Source organism: Saccharopolyspora gloriosae (genome assembly GCF_022828475.1).
Lineage (GTDB): Bacteria > Actinomycetota > Actinomycetes > Mycobacteriales > Pseudonocardiaceae > Saccharopolyspora_C > Saccharopolyspora_C gloriosae_A.
In genome coordinates this window covers 4,228,627-4,248,454 of sequence record NZ_CP059557.1, presented here as the reverse complement: position 1 = coordinate 4,248,454, position 19,828 = coordinate 4,228,627, and the positions used below count along the sequence as shown (strand labels likewise).

The 19,828-nt window shown below is 70.5% G+C and carries 14 protein-coding genes and 1 pseudogene; 11 read left to right on the top strand and 4 right to left on the bottom strand.

Going from position 1 to position 19,828, the window contains the following annotated elements; genetic code table 11:
• The first annotated feature begins 70 nt into the window (after positions 1-70).
• The 3 genes from H2Q94_RS18315 to H2Q94_RS18305 all read left to right on the top strand — a co-directional run bounded on the left by H2Q94_RS18315 (position 71) and on the right by H2Q94_RS18305 (position 5,092).
• The gene (locus H2Q94_RS18315) at positions 71-1,498 is read left to right on the top strand and encodes an MFS transporter (protein WP_243788416.1); all 1,428 of its coding nucleotides are present in this window, start codon (positions 71-73) and stop codon (positions 1,496-1,498) included.
• Positions 1,499-1,670: 172 nt separating this feature from the next.
• Positions 1,671-3,497, top strand: coding sequence for a flavin-containing monooxygenase (locus H2Q94_RS18310; RefSeq protein ID WP_243788415.1), 1,827 nt, complete (start codon positions 1,671-1,673; stop codon positions 3,495-3,497).
• Positions 3,494-5,092, top strand: a complete 1,599-nt coding sequence (locus H2Q94_RS18305) for an NHL repeat-containing protein (RefSeq protein ID WP_243788414.1) — start codon at positions 3,494-3,496, stop codon at positions 5,090-5,092. Before H2Q94_RS18310 ends, H2Q94_RS18305 begins: the two co-directional genes overlap by 4 nt.
• Before the next feature lie 136 nt (positions 5,093-5,228).
• Here H2Q94_RS18305 and H2Q94_RS18300 read toward each other — a convergent pair whose 3' ends face one another.
• On the bottom strand, positions 5,229-6,509 hold the full coding sequence (locus H2Q94_RS18300) for a D-arabinono-1,4-lactone oxidase (RefSeq protein ID WP_243788413.1): 1,281 nt from the start codon (positions 6,507-6,509) through the stop codon (positions 5,229-5,231).
• Positions 6,510-6,539: 30 nt separating this feature from the next.
• A complete protein-coding gene (xylA, locus tag H2Q94_RS18295) occupies positions 6,540-7,733 on the bottom strand; it encodes a xylose isomerase (RefSeq protein ID WP_243788412.1) in 1,194 nt (397 codons plus the stop codon).
• A gap of 101 nt (positions 7,734-7,834) precedes the next feature.
• Between xylA and H2Q94_RS18290 the strand changes: the two genes are divergently transcribed.
• The 4 genes and pseudogenes from H2Q94_RS18290 (at position 7,835) to H2Q94_RS18270 (ending at position 12,563) form a co-directional block, all read left to right on the top strand.
• Positions 7,835-9,025, top strand: a complete 1,191-nt coding sequence (locus H2Q94_RS18290) for an ROK family transcriptional regulator (protein WP_243788411.1) — start codon at positions 7,835-7,837, stop codon at positions 9,023-9,025.
• A 408-nt stretch (positions 9,026-9,433) separates the two neighbouring features.
• Positions 9,434-10,927, top strand: coding sequence for an MDR family MFS transporter (locus H2Q94_RS18285; protein ID WP_243788410.1), 1,494 nt, complete (start codon positions 9,434-9,436; stop codon positions 10,925-10,927).
• A gap of 333 nt (positions 10,928-11,260) precedes the next feature.
• Positions 11,261-12,390: pseudogene (locus H2Q94_RS31010) on the top strand (helix-turn-helix domain-containing protein).
• Positions 12,387-12,563: a DUF397 domain-containing protein gene (locus H2Q94_RS18270; protein WP_243788407.1), complete on the top strand. Its 177-nt coding sequence runs from the start codon at positions 12,387-12,389 to the stop codon at positions 12,561-12,563. The pseudogene H2Q94_RS31010 and the gene H2Q94_RS18270 overlap by 4 nt, the downstream one beginning before the upstream one ends.
• Positions 12,564-12,829: 266 nt before the next feature.
• On the opposite strand, the gene H2Q94_RS18265 is transcribed toward H2Q94_RS18270, so the two are convergent.
• Entirely contained in the window at positions 12,830-13,399 is a 570-nt protein-coding gene (locus H2Q94_RS18265; RefSeq protein ID WP_243788406.1) for a GNAT family N-acetyltransferase, read from the bottom strand.
• Between the two features lie 385 nt (positions 13,400-13,784).
• Between H2Q94_RS18265 and H2Q94_RS18260 the strand changes: the two genes are divergently transcribed.
• Both H2Q94_RS18260 and H2Q94_RS18255 read left to right on the top strand, forming a co-directional pair.
• Positions 13,785-14,495: an SAM-dependent methyltransferase gene (locus tag H2Q94_RS18260; protein ID WP_243788405.1), complete on the top strand. Its 711-nt coding sequence runs from the start codon at positions 13,785-13,787 to the stop codon at positions 14,493-14,495.
• Positions 14,496-14,508: 13 nt separating this feature from the next.
• Positions 14,509-14,673, top strand: a complete 165-nt coding sequence (locus tag H2Q94_RS18255; RefSeq protein WP_243788404.1) for a hypothetical protein — start codon at positions 14,509-14,511, stop codon at positions 14,671-14,673.
• A 194-nt stretch (positions 14,674-14,867) separates the two neighbouring features.
• Here the strand turns inward: H2Q94_RS18255 and H2Q94_RS18250 are convergent, their stop codons facing one another.
• Positions 14,868-15,239: a TraR/DksA family transcriptional regulator gene (locus H2Q94_RS18250; protein ID WP_243788403.1), complete on the bottom strand. Its 372-nt coding sequence runs from the start codon at positions 15,237-15,239 to the stop codon at positions 14,868-14,870.
• A 167-nt stretch (positions 15,240-15,406) separates the two neighbouring features.
• On the opposite strand from H2Q94_RS18250, the gene H2Q94_RS18245 reads away from it, so the two are divergent.
• Together H2Q94_RS18245 and H2Q94_RS18240 are read left to right on the top strand one after the other, a co-directional pair.
• Positions 15,407-18,283: an AfsR/SARP family transcriptional regulator gene (locus H2Q94_RS18245; RefSeq protein ID WP_243788402.1), complete on the top strand. Its 2,877-nt coding sequence runs from the start codon at positions 15,407-15,409 to the stop codon at positions 18,281-18,283.
• 361 nt (positions 18,284-18,644) lie between these two features.
• Positions 18,645-19,823: a WXG100 family type VII secretion target gene (locus H2Q94_RS18240; protein ID WP_243788401.1), complete on the top strand. Its 1,179-nt coding sequence runs from the start codon at positions 18,645-18,647 to the stop codon at positions 19,821-19,823.
• Positions 19,824-19,828 lie beyond the last annotated feature (5 nt).

Below are 19,828 nucleotides of genomic sequence, written 5' to 3'. Positions count from 1 at the left end.
ACGGCACGACTACTGGGACGAACAGCGGTTCTGCGTGACACCGCCATTTCCACGACAGGAGCTCCACCCGATGACCCACGCCCTCAGCGCGCCCCGGCGCGCGGATCGGCCGGCGCACCCGCGTCCCAACGCGATCGTTCCGGTGCTGGCCTTCGGCGGTATTTCGGTCTCGCTGATGCAGACGCTGGTGGTGCCGCTGGTGCCCACGCTGCCCAGGCTGCTGGGCGCCACCGCCGCCGATACCGCGTGGGCGATCACCGCGACGCTGCTGGCCGCCGCCGTCGCCACGCCCACCGTGGGCAGGCTCGGCGACATGTACGGCAAGCGGCGGATGCTGCTGATCAGCCTCGTCGTCATGGTGTCGGGGTCGGTGCTGTGCGCGCTCGCGGACAGCTTGGCGCCGATGGTGGCCGGGAGGCTCCTGCAAGGGCTGGCGGCCGGCGTGATCCCGCTCGGCATCAGCATCATGCGCGACGAACTGCCCGCCGAACGGCTCGGCGGCGCGACCGCGCTGATGAGCGCCTCGCTCGGTGTGGGCGGCGCGCTCGGGCTGCCGGCGGCCGCGTTCATCGCCGAGAAGGCCGACTGGCACATGCTGTTCTGGGCCGCGGGCGCACTGGGGCTCGTCGCGGCCGGGCTGGTGAAGACCCTCGTTCCGGAGTCCGCGGTGCGCACCGGCGGGCGCTTCGACCTGCCGGGAGCCATCGGACTGTCGGTGGCGCTGTTGTGCCTGCTGCTGGCCCTGTCGAAAGGAGCCGACTGGGGCTGGACCAGCGGACTGACGCTGGGATTGGTGGCCGGGGGACTGGTCGTGCTGCTGGTGTGGGGGTGGTGGGAACTGCGCGCCCGGCAGCCGCTGGTCGACCTGCGGACCAGTGCCCGGCGCCAGGTGCTGCTGACCAACCTCGCGTCCGTGGTGTTCGGGTTCGCGATGTTCGCGATGTCGCTGGTGATTCCGCAGCTGCTGCAACTTCCGGCGGCGACCGGCTACGGGCTGGGGCAGACGATTCTCGCGGCTGGACTGGTGATGGCGCCGAACGGGCTGGTCATGATGGCGATGTCCCCGGTCTCCGCGTGGATCTCCCGCACTCGCGGGCCGAAGGTGACCTTGATGTGCGGGGCGCTCGTGGTCGCCGCGGGTTACGGGCTGGGACTCGTGATGATGTCGGCGATCTGGCAGCTCATGGTCATCTCCTGCATCATCGCGGCCGGTATCGGACTCGCCTACGGCGCGATGCCCGCGCTGGTCATGGGCGCGGTTCCCGTGTCGGAGACCGCCGCCGCGAACAGCCTCAACACGCTGATGCGCTCCATCGGCACGTCCGTGTCCAGCGCGACGGCGGGCGTGATCCTCGCGAACCTCACCATCCAGGTCGGCGGCGCGGCCGTGCCCGCGTTGAGCGGATTCCGCGTTGTGCTCGGGATCGGAGCGGGCGCGGCGTTGGTGGCGTTCCTGGTCGCCGGTTTCCTGCCCGGGCGTGGTTCTCGGTCCACGTAGCGGGCCGGTCGGCGGACCCGCCGCTGCGGGACCGATTTCGCAAGTGGCTCGGCCACAAGGGAAATCGTCGTCCTCGCGAGGAACCGCTGAGAACCCGCGGTCGCGTGCGTGGCCGCCACCGACAAGACAGATCAAGAGCCAAACCGCACATCCATGAGTACGAAGGGGCCACATGTCCACCACTGAGGACTCTCGGCGCGAAGCGCTCGATCCGGCCGTACTGGGGTTCGACCCGGATGCCTTGCGGGCGCGCTATCGCGCCGAGCGGGACCGGCGGCTGCGACCGGACGGATCCGAGCAGTACCAGGCGACCACCGGCGAGTTCGGCTATTACGCCGACGATCCCTACGTGGAGCCCGGATTCGACCGCGAAGCGCTGCACGACCACGTTGAGGTGCTCGTGGTCGGAGGCGGGTTCGGCGGCTTGACCGCGGCCGCGAGGCTCGTCGAGCGCGGGTTCACCGACATCCGCGTCGTGGAGAAGGCCGGGGACTTCGGCGGGACCTGGTACTGGAACCGCTATCCCGGCGTGCACTGCGACATCGAGTCCTACATCTACCTGCCGCTGCTGGAGGAACTCGGCTCGTTCCCGGAGTGGAAGTACTCGCCGGGCTCCGAGATCCGCGGGCACGCGCAGGCGATCGGGCGCCACTTCGGGCTCTACACCAACGCCTGCTTCCAGACCGAGGTCACCGACGTCGAGTGGGACGAGGCCACGGCCACGTGGACCGTGCGCACCGACCGCGGCGACGTGATGACCGCGCGCTACGTCGTGGTCTCCAGCGGGCCGTTCAGCAGGCCGAAGCTGCCCGGTCTGCCCGGCATCGAGACCTTCCAGGGACACACCTTCCACACCAGCCGCTGGGACTACGACTACACCGGCGGTGACGCGAGCGGCGGCATGCACAAGCTCGCCGACAAGCGCGTCGCCGTGATCGGAACCGGCGCCACCGCCATCCAATGCGTGCCCCACCTGGGCGCGGAAGCCGAGCACCTGTACGTGTTCCAGCGGACTCCGTCCTCAGTGGACGAACGCGGGAATCGGCCGACCGACCGGGAATGGGCGGCGACGCTGCGGCCCGGCTGGCAGCGCGAGCGGCGCGAGAACTTCCTGACGCTGGTCACCGGCGGCGAAGCCGAACAGGACATGGTGGCCGACCGCTGGACCGACAGCGTGCAGACCCTGCGCGCCATCATGCCCAGCGACGACAACGCCGTCCTCGACGCGGACGGCGAACTGTTCGCGGAACTGGCCGACTTCGCGAAGATGAACTCGATCCGCTCCCGCGTGGAGGAGATCGTCGAGGACCCGGCGACGGCCGAAGCGCTCAAACCCTGGTACCGCCGCTTGTGCAAGCGGCCCACGTTCAGCGACACCTACCTGCCCACCTTCAACCGCCCCAACGTAACCCTCGTCGACACCGGCGGAGCGGGCGTGGAACGGATCACCGAGCGCGGCCTGGTCTCCGGCGGAGTCGAGTACGAAGTGGACTGCATCGTGTTCGCCACCGGCTTCGACCTCGGCGCCGGTCCCGCCGCGGCGGCGGCGAAAACGGTGCGCGGGCGCGACGGGCGCACCCTCGCCGAGCACTGGAGCGGCGGGCTCAAGACCCTGCACGGGTTCTACAGCCACGGCTTCCCGAACTACTTCCGGCTCGGTGCCTCGCAGAACGCGTCCTCGGTGAACTTCGCGCACGTGCTCGACGAGCAGTCCGTGCACGTGGCCGAGGTGATCGCCGCGGCCCGCGATCGCGGTGCCCGCTACGTCGAACCCAGCGCGGAGGCGGAGGCCGCGTGGGTGGCGACGATCCGGGACAAGGAGCAGTACAACAAGGAGTTCTTCGAGCAGTGCACGCCGAGCTACTACAACAATGAGGGCAAACCCCGGCAGCGCAGCGAGTCCTACGGTGGCGGCCCGGTCGAGTTCTACGCGCTGCTGCGGCAGTGGCGTGCGGAGACCGACATGACCGAGGTGCTGGTGGAAGGGGACGCGCAGTGAACCGATTCGTCGCGCAGCAGGTATCCCGGCAGGTGACCGGTATTCGGTGGGAGATCCAGCGGGAGAACCCGCCGAACGCGCTGTGGGGCTCCAACGGCGTCGCGTTCGGCCCGGACGGCAGGCTGCACGTCGCGCAGTACCTCGCCGGGCAGATCAGCGCGGTCGACGTCGAGTCCGGGGAGGTCGAGGTCGTCGTGCCGCTGGACGGCCCGGTCCGTTCGCCGGACGACCTGGCGTTCGGCGCGGACGGTTCGATGTACATCACGGACCTGAACCCCGGCCTGGTGTGGCGGCGCACCCCGGCAGGCGAGTTCAGCGTCGTCGCCGACGGGCTGCGGTGCCCGAACGGGATCACCTGCGTCGGTGATCGGCTGTTCGTCAACGAGATGTACCGGGACGGCCGCGTTTTCGAGCTCTTCCCCGACGGGGGAGCACCGGTGGTGCTCACCGACGGACTCGCGATGGGCAACGCGATGCAGCTCGGCCCGGACGGGTTGCTGTACTACCCGCACATGATGACCGGCGAGGTCTGGCGGATCTCGCCGGAGGGCGGGACTCCGGAGCTGGTGGCCGAACAGGTGCATCAGCCGGTAGCGGTGCGCTTCGACCGGGGCGGGGAGCTCGTCGTCGTTTCCCGTGGGGTGGAAGGGATCGTGACCAGGTTCGACGGGGCCGGGGCACGCTCGATCACCACGACGGGGATCGCGGGCATGGACAACGCCGCGTTCGACGCGGAGAACCGGATGCTCGTCTCCAGCTTCGCCAGCGGCGGTCTGACCCGGATCGAGCTCGACGAGAAGCCGCGTCCGATCGTTGCGCGCGGCTTCAGCGGACCGTTCGACGTCACCGCCGACGAGAAGGGGCGCTGGTACGCCACCGACCACTTCCGCCTCGGCACCGCCACCGGGGAGCTCGGTGGTGAGGCGGGCGGGCCGCTGCTCTCGGAACTGGGCGGGTTCGCCCACGGCGTGGTCGCCGACGGCGGGCTGCTGCACCTCACTTCGCAGTTCGGCGACGTCCGCACCTACGACCCGGCGGAGGGAGCCGCGCGGGTGCGCGCCTCCGGGCTCGCCGGGGCGGGCGGGATCGCGGTCGACGCGGACGGCGCGCTTGTGGTCGCCGAGCCCGGCGGCGGACGGGTGCTGTCGATCGACCGGGACGACGTGGTGACCGCGCTGGCCGAGGGTCTCGACGCACCGGCGGACGTGGCGATCGACGGGGCCGGCGAGTGCTACGTCAGTGATCAGGGCGCCGGGCAGGTGCTGCGGATCTCCGCTGACGGCGCGGAAATCGTGGCGGGCGGGATCGCGCGGCCCCAAGGGCTCACTTGGCACGACGGTGAACTGTTCGTCGTCGAGGCTGGGCGGCGCCGGCTCCTGGCGATCTCCCCGGCCACCGGTGAGCACCGGGTCGAGGCCGAGGACCTCCCCGTCGGCCCACCACCGGGAAGCGCTCCTGCCGAACCGGAACCTGTGACGGCTCCCGGAATTCCCGGCCAGCCGCGCGCTTTCGCCGGAATCACCACCGCTCCCGACGGCTCTCTGCTCCTCGCCGCCGGAGGCGAAGGCACCATCCTCCGTCTCACCCGCGCGTAAACGCCGAGGACCACCGGAGACGACCAGGTGGATGTCCCCTTTCGCCCACTCCAGGGTCAAATGGGCCGTTCACCTGGTCCTGCCGGTGACCCAATGGCCCTTTGACCGGTCGGAGCGGGTTGCGGAGGCATTGACCTCAGGTCGTGCGGGGGCCGAAGACGTGGTGGGTCAGGAAGTCGTTGCGGAAGCGGTGGTTCGGGTCCCAGCGGTCGGTGAGGTCGCGGAAGTCGGTGAGGCGCGGATAGCGCTCGGCGAGCACGTCGGGGGGCATCGTCCAGACCTTGCCCCAATGCGGGCGGGCGCCGAACGGGGCCAGTGCCGCCTCGACGGCGGGGAGCGCGGCTTCCACGCCGGGCTGGTCGAGGCGCCAGGTGAAGTGGATCGCCAGCGAATCCCGCTCGTAGGCGGGGCTGAGCCACCGGTCGTCCGCGGCGACGGAACGCAGCTCGCTCACCAGCAGCAGGTGCGCGAACGCCGGAGCGGCCGCCCGCAGCGCCTCGACGGCGTCGGCCGCGTGCCGGGCGTCGACGAGGTACTCGCTCTGGATTTCGGCGCCGCTGCTGGGAGTCCGGCCGGCCCGGAAGTGCGGTAGCCGTTCGTGCCACGGGCCGGGCGCGGCCTGGGCGGTGACGTTCTCCGCCGGACCGCCCGCCATCGGATGGCGTGGCCCGTCCACGAGCCGGACGCCGACGCGGTCGAACGTTCCGGCATCGTGGGCGACGCCTTCGTGCTCCTTCACGACGCACTGGCGGACACCGGCGTCGTCGAAGTCGGTGAACAGGCTGACGCTGTACCCGGAAGCCAGCAGCGCGCCCAGCTCGTCGGCCACCACCGGCCACGGCAGCGACCCGTAGACGTGCTGGGTGATCAGGTAGGCGGGTTCCACCGCGAGCTCCAACCGAGTGATCACGCCCAGCGCGCCCAGCCCGACGACCGCACCGGCGAACTCGGCATCGCCCTCGCGCAGCTCGCGGAGTTCGCCCCGCGCGGTGAGCAGCTCGATCGCCCGCACATCGGAGGCGAGACCACGCAACCGAGTTCCGGAACCGTGCGTGCCGGTGGAGATCGCGCCCGCCACCGACAAGTCCGGCAGCGAAGCCAGATTCGCCAGTGCCCACCCGTGCCTGTGCAGGTGGTCGGTCAGCTCGCGGTAACGCACCGGGCCGGACACCGACACCACCCGGCGCGCGGAGTCGATGCTGATCCCGCTCGGCATCGCCGCCAGCGAGATCCGCAGGTCCGCGCTGTCGGCGATGCCGTTGAAGGTGTGCCCGGTGCCCGCGACCCGCACCCGCTCGCCGCCGGTGACGGCCTCGGCGAGCTCGTCGATCGAGTGCGGTTCGGCGAATCTCGGTGCGCGGTAGGCGTAGTTGCCCGACCAGTTCGTGCGGATCACGGTTCCCCTGTGGCTCGGCATCCGGTCATTGTGCGAGGTGACCGTCCGAGGTCATCCGCGGGCGCCCATCAGGTGCTCGGTCGCGAGCTGTTGCAGGCGCACCAGCCCGAATCCGTGGCCGTCGAAGTATCCGGCGGCGTCGAACTCCTCGAACGCGGAGCGGTCGGACACCAGCGCCGCGTAGCCCTCACCGTCGGCCAGCGTCGGCCGTGCCAGCTCCGGCACCCGCGCGGCTTCCAGCGCCTCCTGCACCTCGGGGTCGGCGCGGAACGCGGCGGTCCGTTCCTTGAGCAGCAGGTAGTTCGCCATGTTGGCCCGCACCGAGTCCCACACGCCCGCTTCGTCCTCGGTTCGGCTGGGCTTGAAGTCGAAGTGCCGAGGCCCGTCGTAGGCGGGCACCCCGCCCGGCCCGCCGTGCTCCAGCAGGTCCACGAGCGCGAACGCGTTGTGCAGATCGCCGTGGCCGAATACGAGATCCTGGTCGTACTTGATGCCGCGCTGGCCGTTGAGGTCGAGGTGGAAGAGCTTGCCGTGGTAGAGGGCTTGTGCGATGCCCGCCGCGTAGTTGAGCCCGGCCATCTGCTCGTGCCCGACCTCCGGGTTGACGCCGACGAGCTCGGGGCGTTCCAGCGAGTCGATGAACGCGATGGCATGCCCGAGGGTGGGCAGCAGGATGTCACCGCGCGGCTCGTTCGGCTTCGGTTCCAGGGCGAACCGCAGGTCGTAGCCCTTGTCGATCACGTAGTCGCCGAGCAGGTTCACCGCCTCGCGGTAGCGCTCCAGTGCCTGACCGACGTCTTTCGCGGAGTCGTACTCGGCACCTTCGCGACCGCCCCACATGACGAAGGTCCGGGCGCCCAGCTCGGCCGCGAGATCCAGGTTCCGCAGCACCTTGCGCAGCGCGAATCGGCGCACCGCCCGGTCGTTGGAGGTGAGTCCGCCGTCCTTGAACACGGGGTGGGAGAACAGGTTCGTCGTGACCATCGGGACGACGATCCCGGTGTCGTCGAGCGCCTGCTTCAACCGGTCGATCTCGGTGCGGCGCTGCGCTTCGGTGGCGTCGAAGGGGAACAGGTCGTCGTCGTGGAAGGTGAGGCCGTGGGCGCCGAGTTCGGCGAGCTTCTCCACGGCGTGCACGGTGTCCAGCGGGGAACGGGTGGGGCCGCCGAACGGGTCGGCGCCGGTGTAGCCGATGGTCCAGAGGCCGAAGGAGAACCGGTCGGCCGGGGTGGGGGTGAGGCTCATGATCACTCGACTCCCTTTGATTTGTTCGTTTGAAAAACATAATAGGGTTCCCGGTGAACCGGTGACAACACCCGAGGCTTGGTCCGAACGAAGGGCGATCGATGCGCGGCAGCAACCTGGATCGCGTGCGGCGGGGCAACCTCGCGACGGTGCTGGATCTCGTGCACCGCAAGGGATCGCTCTCCCGCGCCGAGATCACGCGCGCCACCGGGCTCAGCCGCTCCACCGTCGCCGCCCTGATCGCCGAGCTCACCGGCATGGGGTTCGTCCTCGAGTCCGGCCCGGAGAGCACCGCGCGCGTCGGCCGCCCCTCACCGGTGGTGCACCCGGACCCGGACTGCGTCGCGATCACCGTGAACCCCGAGCTGGACGCGGTCACCGTCGGAGTGGTCAGCCTCGGCGGCGCGGTCCGGACCCGGATCCGGAACGAGGTGGCCCACCCGGTCACGGTGGCGGAAACCGTTGAGATCGTCGTCGGGAACCTAGCGGAACCGGAACTCGCGGGCCGCCGCGTGGCGGGCATCGGCGTCGCCGTCCCCGGCCTGGTCCGGGAGGCCGACGGCGTGGTCCGGTGGGCGCCGCACCTCGGCTGGCGGGAGGAGTCGATCGCCGCCGCCCTGCTCCGCGCGACGGGGCACCCGGCGTTCGCCGCGAACGACGCGAGCCTGGGCGCGCTGGCCGAGCACATCTTCGGCGCCGGCGCCGGCGTGCGCGATCTCGTCTACCTCAACGGCGGCGCGAGTGGCATCGGCGGCGGCGTCATCACCGGCGGTGCGCCGCTCGGCGGGTTCGGTGGTTACGCGGGCGAATTCGGCAGGAACCGGCCGGGAATCCGCGATCCGGCCGACCGCGCGGTCGAAGACGGAACCTTGGAGGACGAGGTGAGCCGTGCGCGGCTGCTCGAACTCGTGGGTCTCGAATCGGCGGATCAGGTCGAGCTCTCCGAAGCCCTCGCGGCATCGGCCGACCCGGCGGTCCGCGCTGAGCTCGCCCGCCAGGCCCGGGTGCTCAGCGTCGCGGTCAGCAACGCGATCAACGTGCTCAACCCGGAGCTCGTGGTGCTCGGCGGCTTCCTCGCGGACGTGCTGCGCGCCGATCCGGAGCGGCTGGCCGGACTCGTGCGCGAGCAATCGGTCGGTCCCGCCTCGGAGGGGGTGCGGATCGTGCCTGCGGCGCTCGGCGCGGACCTGCTCATGATCGGTGCGGGGCAGCTCGCACTGCAGCAGCTGCTCACCGATCCGGCCGCGATCAGGGACCGGGGGTCTGACACGTTCGGGAGTCACCTGAGTTGATCTCGGGTCGCGGAGCGTGATCAGTCGAAGGCGGAGCTCAGTGTTCGCCGACAGCTCAAGTCGCTTGTCTTAACGCTGTGACCTCGACGAACGTACTGTGCTCACACGTTCCTCGGCCGGTTCGACGCCGGGTTCGCCCGCACCACTCGAACGGGGCATCTAAACTGTGCTGAGCCGTCCGCGCTCGTGGGCGGCCGTGCGGGCGACCGCACGCCTGGGGGCAAGTAGTTGATCTCGGCTCTTGGCCGTCGCACGTCCATGCGGTGCCGGGACCGGTTCGGCACCCGTGCCGGAACAAGCCCGTCGACATCGGCGGGGTGCACATTCTCGGAGCTCCGACTCCAAGCGCCGCGACGCGGCCGCGCCGGAGAACACGCTCGACCTAGTTCTGTGAGGGGTACTCGAACCATGACCGACTCCACGAACGCCGTGGACACGGAACCCGCGCGCGGGACCGCTCCACCGCGAGCGGCCGTGCTGCTCGGTGTGCTGGTCGTCTCGGCCTTCGTCATGATCCTCAACGAGACGATCCTGAGCGTCGCGCTGCGCGCCCTCACCGCCGACCTCGGGGTGTCGACCACGACAGTGCAGTGGCTGACCAGCGGCTTCCTGCTGACGATGGCGGTGGTCATCCCGATCACCGGGTTCCTGCTGGAGCGGTTCACGCCGCGCCGGATCTTCATCGCCTCGCTCACCCTGTTCAGCATCGGCACCTTGCTCAGCGGCCTGGCACCGGGTTTCGCGGTGCTGCTGGTCGGCCGGGTCGTGCAGGCGTGCGGGACCGCGATGATGATGCCGCTGCTGATGACCTCCGTGATGCGCCTGGTTCCCGTGTCGAGGCGCGGCGCGACGATGGGCACGATCACCATCGTCATCGCCGTCGCCCCCGCCGTGGGGCCGACGATCGGCGGCGCCGTGCTGGCCTCGCTGGGCTGGCGCTGGATGTTCTGGCTGGTGCTGCCGTTGTCGCTGTTGGCCCTGGTCATCGGCGTGGTCTGGATGCGGCTGGAGAGCGAGACGCGGCGGGTGCCGCTGGACGTGTTCTCGGTGCTGCTGTCCGCGGCCGGGTTCGGCGGCCTGCTCTACGGCCTGTCCTCGACCGGCGAGTCCGGCGGCGGGGACCAGGCGGTGCCGCCGTGGGTTCCGCTCGTGGTCGGCGCGCTGGCGCTGGTGGTGTTCGTGCTGCGGCAGCTCCGCCTCCAGCGCCAGGACCGAGCGTTGCTGGACCTGCGCCCGTTCAAGATCCGGTCGTTCGTCGTGGCGCTGGTGCTGACCGCGCTGCTGTTCATGTGCCTGCTGGGCGCCGGAGCGATCATGCTGCCGCTGTACCTGCAGACCGTGCTGAAAACGAGCACGTTCGTCAGCGGTCTGGCGGTGCTCCCCGGTGGGCTGGTCCTCGGGCTGCTCGGACGCCCGGTGGGACGGCTGTTCGACCGCTACGGCGCACGCCGCCTGGTGATCCCCGGCGCGCTGGCGATGGCGGTGTCGCTGTGGCTGTTCGCCGCGCTGGGGCCGGATTCCTCGCTGGGCGCGGTGATCGCGATTCACGTGCTGCTGATGGCGGGGCTCGGCATGATGATGACGCCGTTGATGACGGAGTCGCTGAGCGCGCTGCCGGACCACCTGCACTCCCACGGCAGCGCGATTCTCGCGACGCTGCAACAGGTCGCCGGCGCGTTCGGCACGGCGGTGTTCGTCACCGTCGCTTCGCTCGGCAGCACCGCGCCGTCCGGTGCGCCGGATGCCGCGGGTCTGCGTACGGCGTTCGTCGTGGCCGGAGTGATCGGCGTGCTCGCGTTCGCGACCTCGCTGTTCGTCCGGGCGTCCGGGAAGTCCGGCGATCCGGTGTCGGTGACGAGCTCCACCGACGAGCAGCGGTCCACGGAATCGGCGGCCAAGTAAGCGATCCATCCGGCCGAGAACCGAAGATCAGACCGCTTCGGCGCGATCACTCCGGTGATCGCGCCGAAGTGCGTTTCGGGCACGAGTAGCAGCAGGGCACGCCGACGTGGCCGGGGTTACGGCGTGCCCTGCCCGCTTCCCTCGCGTGACCGCCGGGTCAGGAGCGGCGGTGCGGCGGACGGGAGGCGTCCCGGAATCCGTGCGGCGGGGGAGGGGAGGCCGCACGATCCGGGTGGTCAGGTGAGCGGGTCGTGCCCGGTGTCGTCGAAGGGCGCCGGTGCTTTCGTCAACTCGATTCCGTCCGCGTTGACGAGACCTGTTCGCCAGATCTCCATGCCGCCGTCGCACGTGCACGCTCTGGTGCGGAGAATTTGCGCGCGAAGCGGCAAGTGCGTCGGCTTTTTCGTCGAACACTCGATCGGGCGTTTTGCCGGATGGCATTGGCGATTCCTCGAATGGTTCGTTCGCCGGATGCGCCAGAATCGAGTGCGTTCCGCGCCCTGTTTCCGCGCTCCGGATCGGTCGACGCTCACGTTGACCGGTTGCGAATGGGGACGACCAGAGCGCCGATCGTGTGATCAGGGGAAAACAGCGACGACAGGTAGGTGTTGCATGGCTGCCACCGCAGGTACGCCTCGTGCGAGAGCTCTTTCGGCCGCGCTGCGCGATGCGCGGGAAACACGAGGAGTCGGCCTCCGGGTGTTAGCGAGACGACTGGAGTTCTCGCACACGCAGATCTCCCACTGGGAGACCGGCCACCGGGTACCGGGTGTCGAGACCGTCGCGATGATCCTGACAGCGCTGCGGGTGTCGGCGGGCGAACGGGAGCGGATCCTCGACCTGGCCCGCAACCTCGGCGAACCGAGCCGGCTCACCGTCGGCACCGCCGGAATCCCGCAGCGGTCGGCGGGCGCGATCGAGTGCGAACGCGCCGCCTCCGCGATCTCGGAGTGGTCGCCGATGGTCGTGCCGGGGTTGTTGCAGACTGCGGATTACAGCCGGACCATCCTGGGAGAGGTCGACCTGCCCGAAGAGGATCTGGACACCCGAGTCATCGCCCGCGCGGGCGCGGCGCGGTGTTGAGCAAACGAGATCCGGTGCGTTTCGAAGCACTGATCAGCGAGGCGGTCGTGCACGAACCGATCGGTTCGGCCCAGATCATGAGCGCGCAGCTCGCGCATCTCCTCGACATGGGCGACAAGCCCAAGGTGACGATCCGGGTCGTGCCGTTGAGAGTGGGTTGGCACCCTGGTTGGTCAGGCCCATTCGTCGTCTACGATTTTCCGGATTCGCCCGCGGTCGTGCATTTCGAGCACTACGGTTCCGGGGTTTTCGTTCCCGTTGAGTATGACGTGCGTGAATATCGAAAGGCGTTGCTCAAGATTCGTGATATCGCCATGGACTCGACTGATTCGCGAGACTACCTCGCCAAGGCTCTCAAGGAGTGGGAGGTTGACCGGTGAACGAGGTTCGTTGGCAGAAATCCGTCCGTTCCAATCCGAACGGGAACTGCGTTGAGCTGTCGAGTGCGCGCGGTCAGGTTCGGGACTCGAAGGACCCGGACGGCCCGGCGCTGCGGGTGGACGTCCTGAAGTTCGTCGACTCGGTGAAGCGCGGCCGGTTCGACGCCGAGTGAGCACCCCGGTGCCCCGGACACCGGTCCGGGGCATCGACACGCGGATCGCGGCGAATCCTGTTGCGCGCCAACGGAACCCGTCGCCTACGCACCTCGGATCCCGCCGGCAGCGTCGTCGGAAACGCCGGTCGGTCGTGTCCGCCGCGGGGTGATCCCGGTGTGCGTGGGGAAGTTCGCCGCAGGCGGTGCCACCGATGCGATCTCCGCTGGTTCGCCGCGCGATCGGACTTCCGTTGCGCCCCCGGCGAAAACCGCTCCCGCGCGGGTCACCCCGCCGCTTCCAGCCGGTACTCCTCCTCGACGTCCGCGCGGGTGCAGATGCTGACGCAGACTTCGGTGCCGCGTGCGGTGGTCCGCTGCTCGGAGTGGAATCCCGCCGCGATCCGGGGCATTCGCGCATTGGTGACGTCCGATTCGAGCAGCACCCGATCGGTGTCGGGATCGCTGAGGACCATCTTGACGATCGTGCGCAGGATCGCCGTGGCCAGCTCCGGATTCTCGTCTCCGGTGGGGGAGGCGAGCAGTCGCACGCCGACCGCTCCGGAGCGCTTGCCCGGCGAGCCGTACTCGGGCGGGAAGGTCTCGAACAGGAAGGACGGGACGTCGTCGCGGAATCCCAGGAACACCTGGCGTTCCGGCGTCAGCAGCATCGTTTCGAGCAGCTGCCGCACCTTCATCGACCGACCCGGTGACCACGACGAGGTCCGCGGATCCAGCAGCCACCTGCGCAGCAGCGTCACGTCGGCGCGAATGTCGATGAGCCGCAGGGCGAAGAAACCCCAGTTCAGGTCGAACGTGCTGAACGAGATGTCCTGCGGGGTCCTGGTCCAAGCCATGCTGCCTCCGTCGCCGGGTCGCGAGCGCGCCGACCGGTGTGATCACCGGTCATAGATCGTAGTTAGGTTAGCCTAACCATGGTTGCGCGACAGATGCAATTCCCCCGAGGCAGTGCGCCGAGTGTCCGAGTTCCCGCTTCGCTCGCCCGCTGATCGCCTACTGTCCGATCAAGCGTGCTTCTAGGGGAATGGTCCGCGCTGACGGGCCGGGCCGGCGGGTCGAGCGGATGCGGTCGGCCACCGGGTCTCCGGTCGGCGGGCCGGAATGATTTCTCCGGGCTGCCGGGCCGCTTTCCGGAAGTTCCGGGGATACCGTGGTCGCAGCGTCGTGGCCTCCGGGCGAGAGCCGTGGTGTTCCGGGCGGGGCCTGGAGAGGAGATCGCTCTTGACCAGTCAAGATCCTTCGGCGAACCGGCGACCGTCGATACCGGAGGGTGTGGCCCTGACGGCCGCGGCGGTGGCTCAGGAACGCGCGGTCGAATCCGCCGCTCCCGGCGCTCTGGTGCGCGATCCGTGGGCGCGCAAGCTGGTGGACGCGGCGGTGGCGGCGGCACCGGACTCGAGCGAGCAGTGGCGGTGGCTGGCCGAGGGTGCGACTCCCGGCGCGATGGTCCCGGCGATGAGCGGCTTCCTGGCCTTGCGCACCCGCTGGATCGACGATGCGGTCCTCGCCGCCGTGGCGGGCGGAGCGCGGCAGGTCGTTGTGCTCGGCGCGGGATTCGATGCTCGCGCGCTGCGCCTCACCTGGCCGGGGCCGGTCGACGTGTTCACGGTGGACCAGCCGGAGGTGGTGGCTTTCGTCCGGCACGTGCTCGACGGCGTCGAGTCCGCGCCCGGAGTGCGCTGGGCATCGGTGCCCGCCGACCTCACGGAGTCGTGGCCGGTCGCGTTGCGGGAATCCGGGTTCGCCCCCCGACGTTCCCACGGCATGGATCGCAGAAGGATTGTTGATGTACCTCGGTCCGGGGGATGTCGAGGTGCTGCTGTCCGCCGCACGACAGCTGTCCGCGCCCGGTTCCGCGCTGTTCGCCGACGTCGCCGACCGGAGCGTGTTCGAGGCGCGGACGTTCGCTTCAGGACGGCAGGTCCTCGGTGACAACCGGTCGCCGGTGCGCAGCGGCGTGGACGACCCGCTGACCTGGTTCGCGGCACGCGGGTGGAGCGCGCGGCTCGCGGACCCGAGCGCGATGGCCGATGCTCACGGCCGCGCGGTGCCACCGGTCCTCGACCCGGCGGCACCGACGTTCCACTTCGCCGAGGCCCGCCTCCGGTGAAGCCGACCAACTCAGCCGGAGGATGCTGAGCGGGTGCCTCGTCCACGAACTGATCAGCGACGGCCCGCGTCATCGCACGGTAGGTCCTCGCCCCTGGGCAGCGGCGTCAGCAACGGTCTTCTCGGCGAGGTGATCGAGCCGTGCGTGGCGGAACTGGTACACGGCGCCCGTGGCGACTCGACTGCGTCGGCTGGTCAGGGGCGGGTGGCGCAGGTGATGCAGGTGGGGGTGGCGGGCAGGGCCTCCAGGCGTTCGGGGCCGATGGTTCCGCCGCAGCGTTCGCAGTGGCCGTAGCTGCCCTCGTCCAGGCGGGCCGTGGCTCGGTCCAGTGCTTCCAGTTCCCGCTCGGCGTCGGTGAGCAGGCCCTGCAGCTGGGCTCGTTCGTAGGCGATGGTCGCGCCTTCCGGATCGTGCTCGTCGTCGGCGCCCGTCCAGGTGGAGACCTCGCGGATGGAGGTCAGTTGCCGCCGCAGGGACTCGATCCGCTCCAGCGCACCGGCGCGTTCGGCGGCCAGCAGTTCCCGTGCCGGGGCGGGTTCGGTGCTGCCGGTGGTCGGCTCGTCCATGACACGCCAACACCGCCGCGCCGTCGCGATATTCCCGGTCACAGCCTCGGAACTGCTGGTTCGCAGGGAGAATCGGGCGCCGATCCGCACGCCGCTATCCGAGGGAATTCGCCGGAAGCCTCGCGAAAAGCACCGCTCGGAGCTGATCCACTGCGTAGTCTCTTCCTATGCCGCCGGTTCAGGTGAACGGCCCACCGGTGTCCGCCGAGTGCGGACTGAGCTTCACCGTCCTCGGCCCCTTGCGAGCGTGGCGCGGTGCGACGCCGCTGGACCTCGGGCCGGTCCGCCAGCAGGCGTTGCTCACCGCGTTGCTGCTGCGGCCGGACGTCACGGTCAGCAGGCAGCAGCTGCTCGACGCGGTGTGGGGCGAGGAGCCGCCGGGTACCGGGCTCAAGGTCGTGCCGAGCTACGTCTACCGGGTGCGCAAGAGTCTCGGTGGCGACCCCGTCATCAGCGGCGACCGCGGTGGATACCGGTTCCACGGTGACCGGGTGCGGGTGGATTCGGTGCTGCTGGAGGACTTCGCGGCGCAAGCCCGCGCGGCGCAGCGGGCAGGTGATCTGGCGGCGGCGGTGGAACTGTGCGCCGCTGCGCTCGCGTTGTTCGCGGGCGAGCCGCTCGCCGGGCTGCCCGGTCCGTTCGTGGCGGGCCAGCGGCGCCGCTGGACCGAGCGGCGGATCGCGCTCGCGCAGCAGAAGGCCGAGTGGGAGCTGCGGCTCGGCCGCCACGCCGAGGCCGTGGAGGAGTTGTCCACGCTGCTCGCGGCGCACCCCGACAACGAGACTCTGGCCGCGCTGCTGATGCGCGCGCTGCACGACGGTGGCCGGCGGGCCGACGCGCTGGCGGTCTACGCCGAACTGCGCCACCGGCTGGTGGAGGAACTGGGCGTCGAACCGGGCGCGGAGACCCGGCGCGCGCAGCAGGCGGTGCTGCTCGGTGAGGACGCCGCGCCTCGTGCGACCGTCCAGCGCGGGACCGCGCGCGACGAGCTCCCGGCCGATGTCGGCGACCTGGTCGGCCGTGATCGTGAGCTGGCGCTGCTCACCGCGTCGGCGGGCGGCGCGGCCGTCACGGTCGACGCCGTGGACGGCGTGGCGGGCTCCGGGAAGACCGCGCTCGCCGTGACGGCCGCACGGGCGTTGCGCGCCGAACGCTCCGGCGGCTGCCTGTTCGTGGATCTGCACGGCCACAGCGAGGTGCGCGATGCGTTGGCGCCGCAGCGGGTGCTGCGGAGACTGCTGCGGGCCGTGGGCGTGGATGACAGCGCCATCCCGGATGATCTCGACGAGCTCGCGGCGTGGTGGCGATCGGCGACGATTCCGCTGCGGCTGCTGCTGATCCTCGACGACGCGTCGAGCTCCGAGCAAGTCCGTCCGCTGCTGCCGGCCGGAGCCGGGAGCAGCGTGCTGGTGACCAGCCGCAGACGGCTGACCGGGCTGGACGTGCGGCGCCGGATCTCGTTGGGGCCGCTGGACGTGGACGCGGCGCAGGGACTGCTCGGCGGCATCGTCGGCACCCCGTCGACGGATCGGGAGCGGGCCGCGGCCCGGGAACTGGCCCGGTTGTGCGGGCGGCTGCCGCTGGCGCTGCGCATCGCCGGGGCAAGACTGCAACACCGTCCGATGTGGACATTGGAGGACCTGGTCTCCCGGCTCTCCGACGATGGCGCCCGGCTCGGCGAGCTGACAGCGGGGGATCGGAGCGTGGAAGCGGCGTTTCGCCTGTCGTACCAACGAATTCCCGGCATCGAGCAACGGGCTTTCCGGGCGCTGAGCCGAGCACCGTCCGCCGAGCTGGACCGCCTCGCGATGGCGGCGATGCTGGACTGCCCGCCCGCACAAGCCGGTCAGGTGCTGGAGAACCTGGTGGACGCGAACCTGGTGCAGCAACCCGCCGTCGACCGGTACCGGCTGCACGATCTGGTCGCCGTGTTCGCGCGGCGGCTCGCCGCGGAGCACCAGTCCGAGACCGCGGCCGCCGACGTCCGGCTGCTCGAACTCCACCTGACCGCGGCCCGCCGCGCCGTCGACTGGAAGCGCGCGAGACGCCCCGACGAGCGGTGTTCCCGCGCGACGCCGTTCAGCGGGGTTCGGGACGCCGTGGAATGGCTGAACTCGGCGGGCGACCTGTCCGACGTGGTCTCGCACGCCGTGGCCACCGGAAACGTGGACCACGCGTGCCTGATCGCCGAGGCCGGCGTCGACTACCTGCTGCGGCGGGGACGGGTCCACGAATGCCGGGCAGTCGTGGAGATCGCCCTGGAACACCTCGCGGATGCCGGTGAGCGGCGAATGGTCGCGGCGCTGCGTTTCTGGCTCGGCTGCGTCGAACTCGTCCAGGGCCGCCAGGAACAGGCGCGCTGCTGCTTCCGCGACGCGCTGCACGCCGCCAGGAACCTCGGCGACCGCTGGGAGGAATCGCGCGCCCTGGGCGCCTTGGGCGTGGTGGCCGGATTGACCGGGGCGAAGGACGAAGCGGTCGATGCGTTGAGCGAAGCGCTCGAGGCGGCTGTTGAGCTGGGCGACGATTGGCTGATCGAGCGCGCGGACTCGTACCTCGGCTACCTCCAGCACGTCGACCAGCGCCACGACGAGGCCCTCGAGCGCTTCGAGCGCATCCATGCGCTGGGCGAGAAGCTCGGCAGCGCCGCGATGATGGCGCGAGCGCTGTGCTACTCCGGCAGTGTTCACCTCGTCGTCGGACGTTTCGGTGAGGCGGTGACCGCGCTGCGCCAAGCCGTCGACTCCGCCGAGGAGCTCGGTGACCTCGTGCTGTACGCGGGGAGCCTGTCCAGGTTGGGCTCGGCCGAGTACGAACTGGGCGATCCGGCAGGCGCGCTCGACTCGCAACGCCGGGCGCTGGAGGCGTTCCCCGCGGACGGCCCGGGCTCGGTGGAACTGGAGATGCACCAGCGCTTGGCCGAAACCTGCCTGCGCGAAGGGCGGCGCAACGAGGCCCAGGAGCACTTCCGTTCGGCACTGACCCTCGCGGACCTCACCGGAACAACCGACTCGATCGGTGGGCTTCGTGAGGTGTTCCTTTAAGCAGCGGTCTGCGTAGGAGTCCGGGTGGCGGAACCTCAGCGGCTTCCTCGCCGCCCCCTGCCGGTGTACCGCGATTTCTGACGTATGTGTCCGATGCACGGCGAAATCGCTGTCCTCGCGAGGAACCCGCCGGTGCTCGGCTCGCTCGAGCCGGTCGCTGTTCAGCAGCTCCGCAGCTGACAAGACACAGCTCAAAAGATCATTCCGCACGGCCCGAGTTCTTCGCGTGTTCCGTCGCGGACGGAGGTAGTGCCGTGGCGATGGTTCTGACCGCGACGATCATCGTTTCATCAGGATTTCATCGGTCGCGGATACCGTTTCACCGCGTCGCAGTCCGGTGTGCAGGGGGATGAAACGGGACATGACCGACAAGGGAGAAGACGATCTGATCGCCATGGCGTCCGACGGGGTGCAGAACCTCGCGGACACCGCGACCGCCGTGCTGGGGCAGGCGGGGCCGGTCGGAGCGCTGGCGCAGCCGGTGGTGGACGCGCTGCGCAACGTGTGGGAAGGGTACTTCGGTTCGCCGATCCCGGAGGACGGGACGAACTGGAACTCCTACTCGCACCAACAGCTCTACGACATGCTGTGGCAGGGCGCCGACGTCGGTGACGTCGGCGAGGTCGCGGGTGAGTGGGAGCGGCACGGCACCGAATTGACCGGACACGCCGAAGGGTTGCGCGAACAGCGAGGTGCGCTGGAACGCAACTGGAACGGGCAGGCCGCGCAGCGAGCCGCCGGTGAGCTGGGCGAGCTGGGGGACCGGACCTCGGACATCGGCACCCGCGCCGGCACCAACGGGCAGGCGGTGCGGGAGGCGGGCGACGCGTTGTCGGTCGCGCGGGACGCGATGCCGCCGCCGACCGATTCCGCGGCGCTCACCGGTGCCGGTACTTCGTTGGGGACCGCGGCGGGAACCGTGATCGGGGGTGTCCTCGGCGCCGGCGCGGGCGGGATCGGCGCCGCTCCGGGAGCGATGATGGGGGCCGCCGTGGGCGCGGTGGCGGGTGGCATGGCGAGCGGGTTCCTCGCGAACGTCGCGTCCGCCGAGCAGAAAGCCCAAGCCGTGCACGTGATGCAGACCTACGAGCAGAGCCTGGTCGGCAGCAGCCGGTCGATCGCATCGGCGGGTTCCACGGGCGCAGGGGGAGCGTCGGGATCCGCCGGTCCGGGTGAGGCGCTCACCGGACCCGCTTCGACGAGCTCCGCGGGGTTCTCCGGCGGATCCCCGACGGGCGGCGGTGGGTCCGCGGGCGGCGGCGTGCCGTGGGGGAAGCTCGTCGGCCCCGGGCCGCTGGATACGGCGCTGCCGCCGGGCGGACGCGCGGGGATCGGCGCCTCGGCGCTGCGCGCGGCCGCCGCGCAGGCAGCGGCGGCCGGCGCGGGACGCGGAGCAGGCCGCGGCGGGATGATGCCGGGTGGTGGCGCGGGCCGCGACCGCGATGACGAGGGCGCCGAGCACCGCAACCGGCTGCCCATGGTCGACCAGCGGCTCTTCGAGGTCGACGAGCCGGTGATGCCCCCGGTCATCGGGGAGTGAGGGGA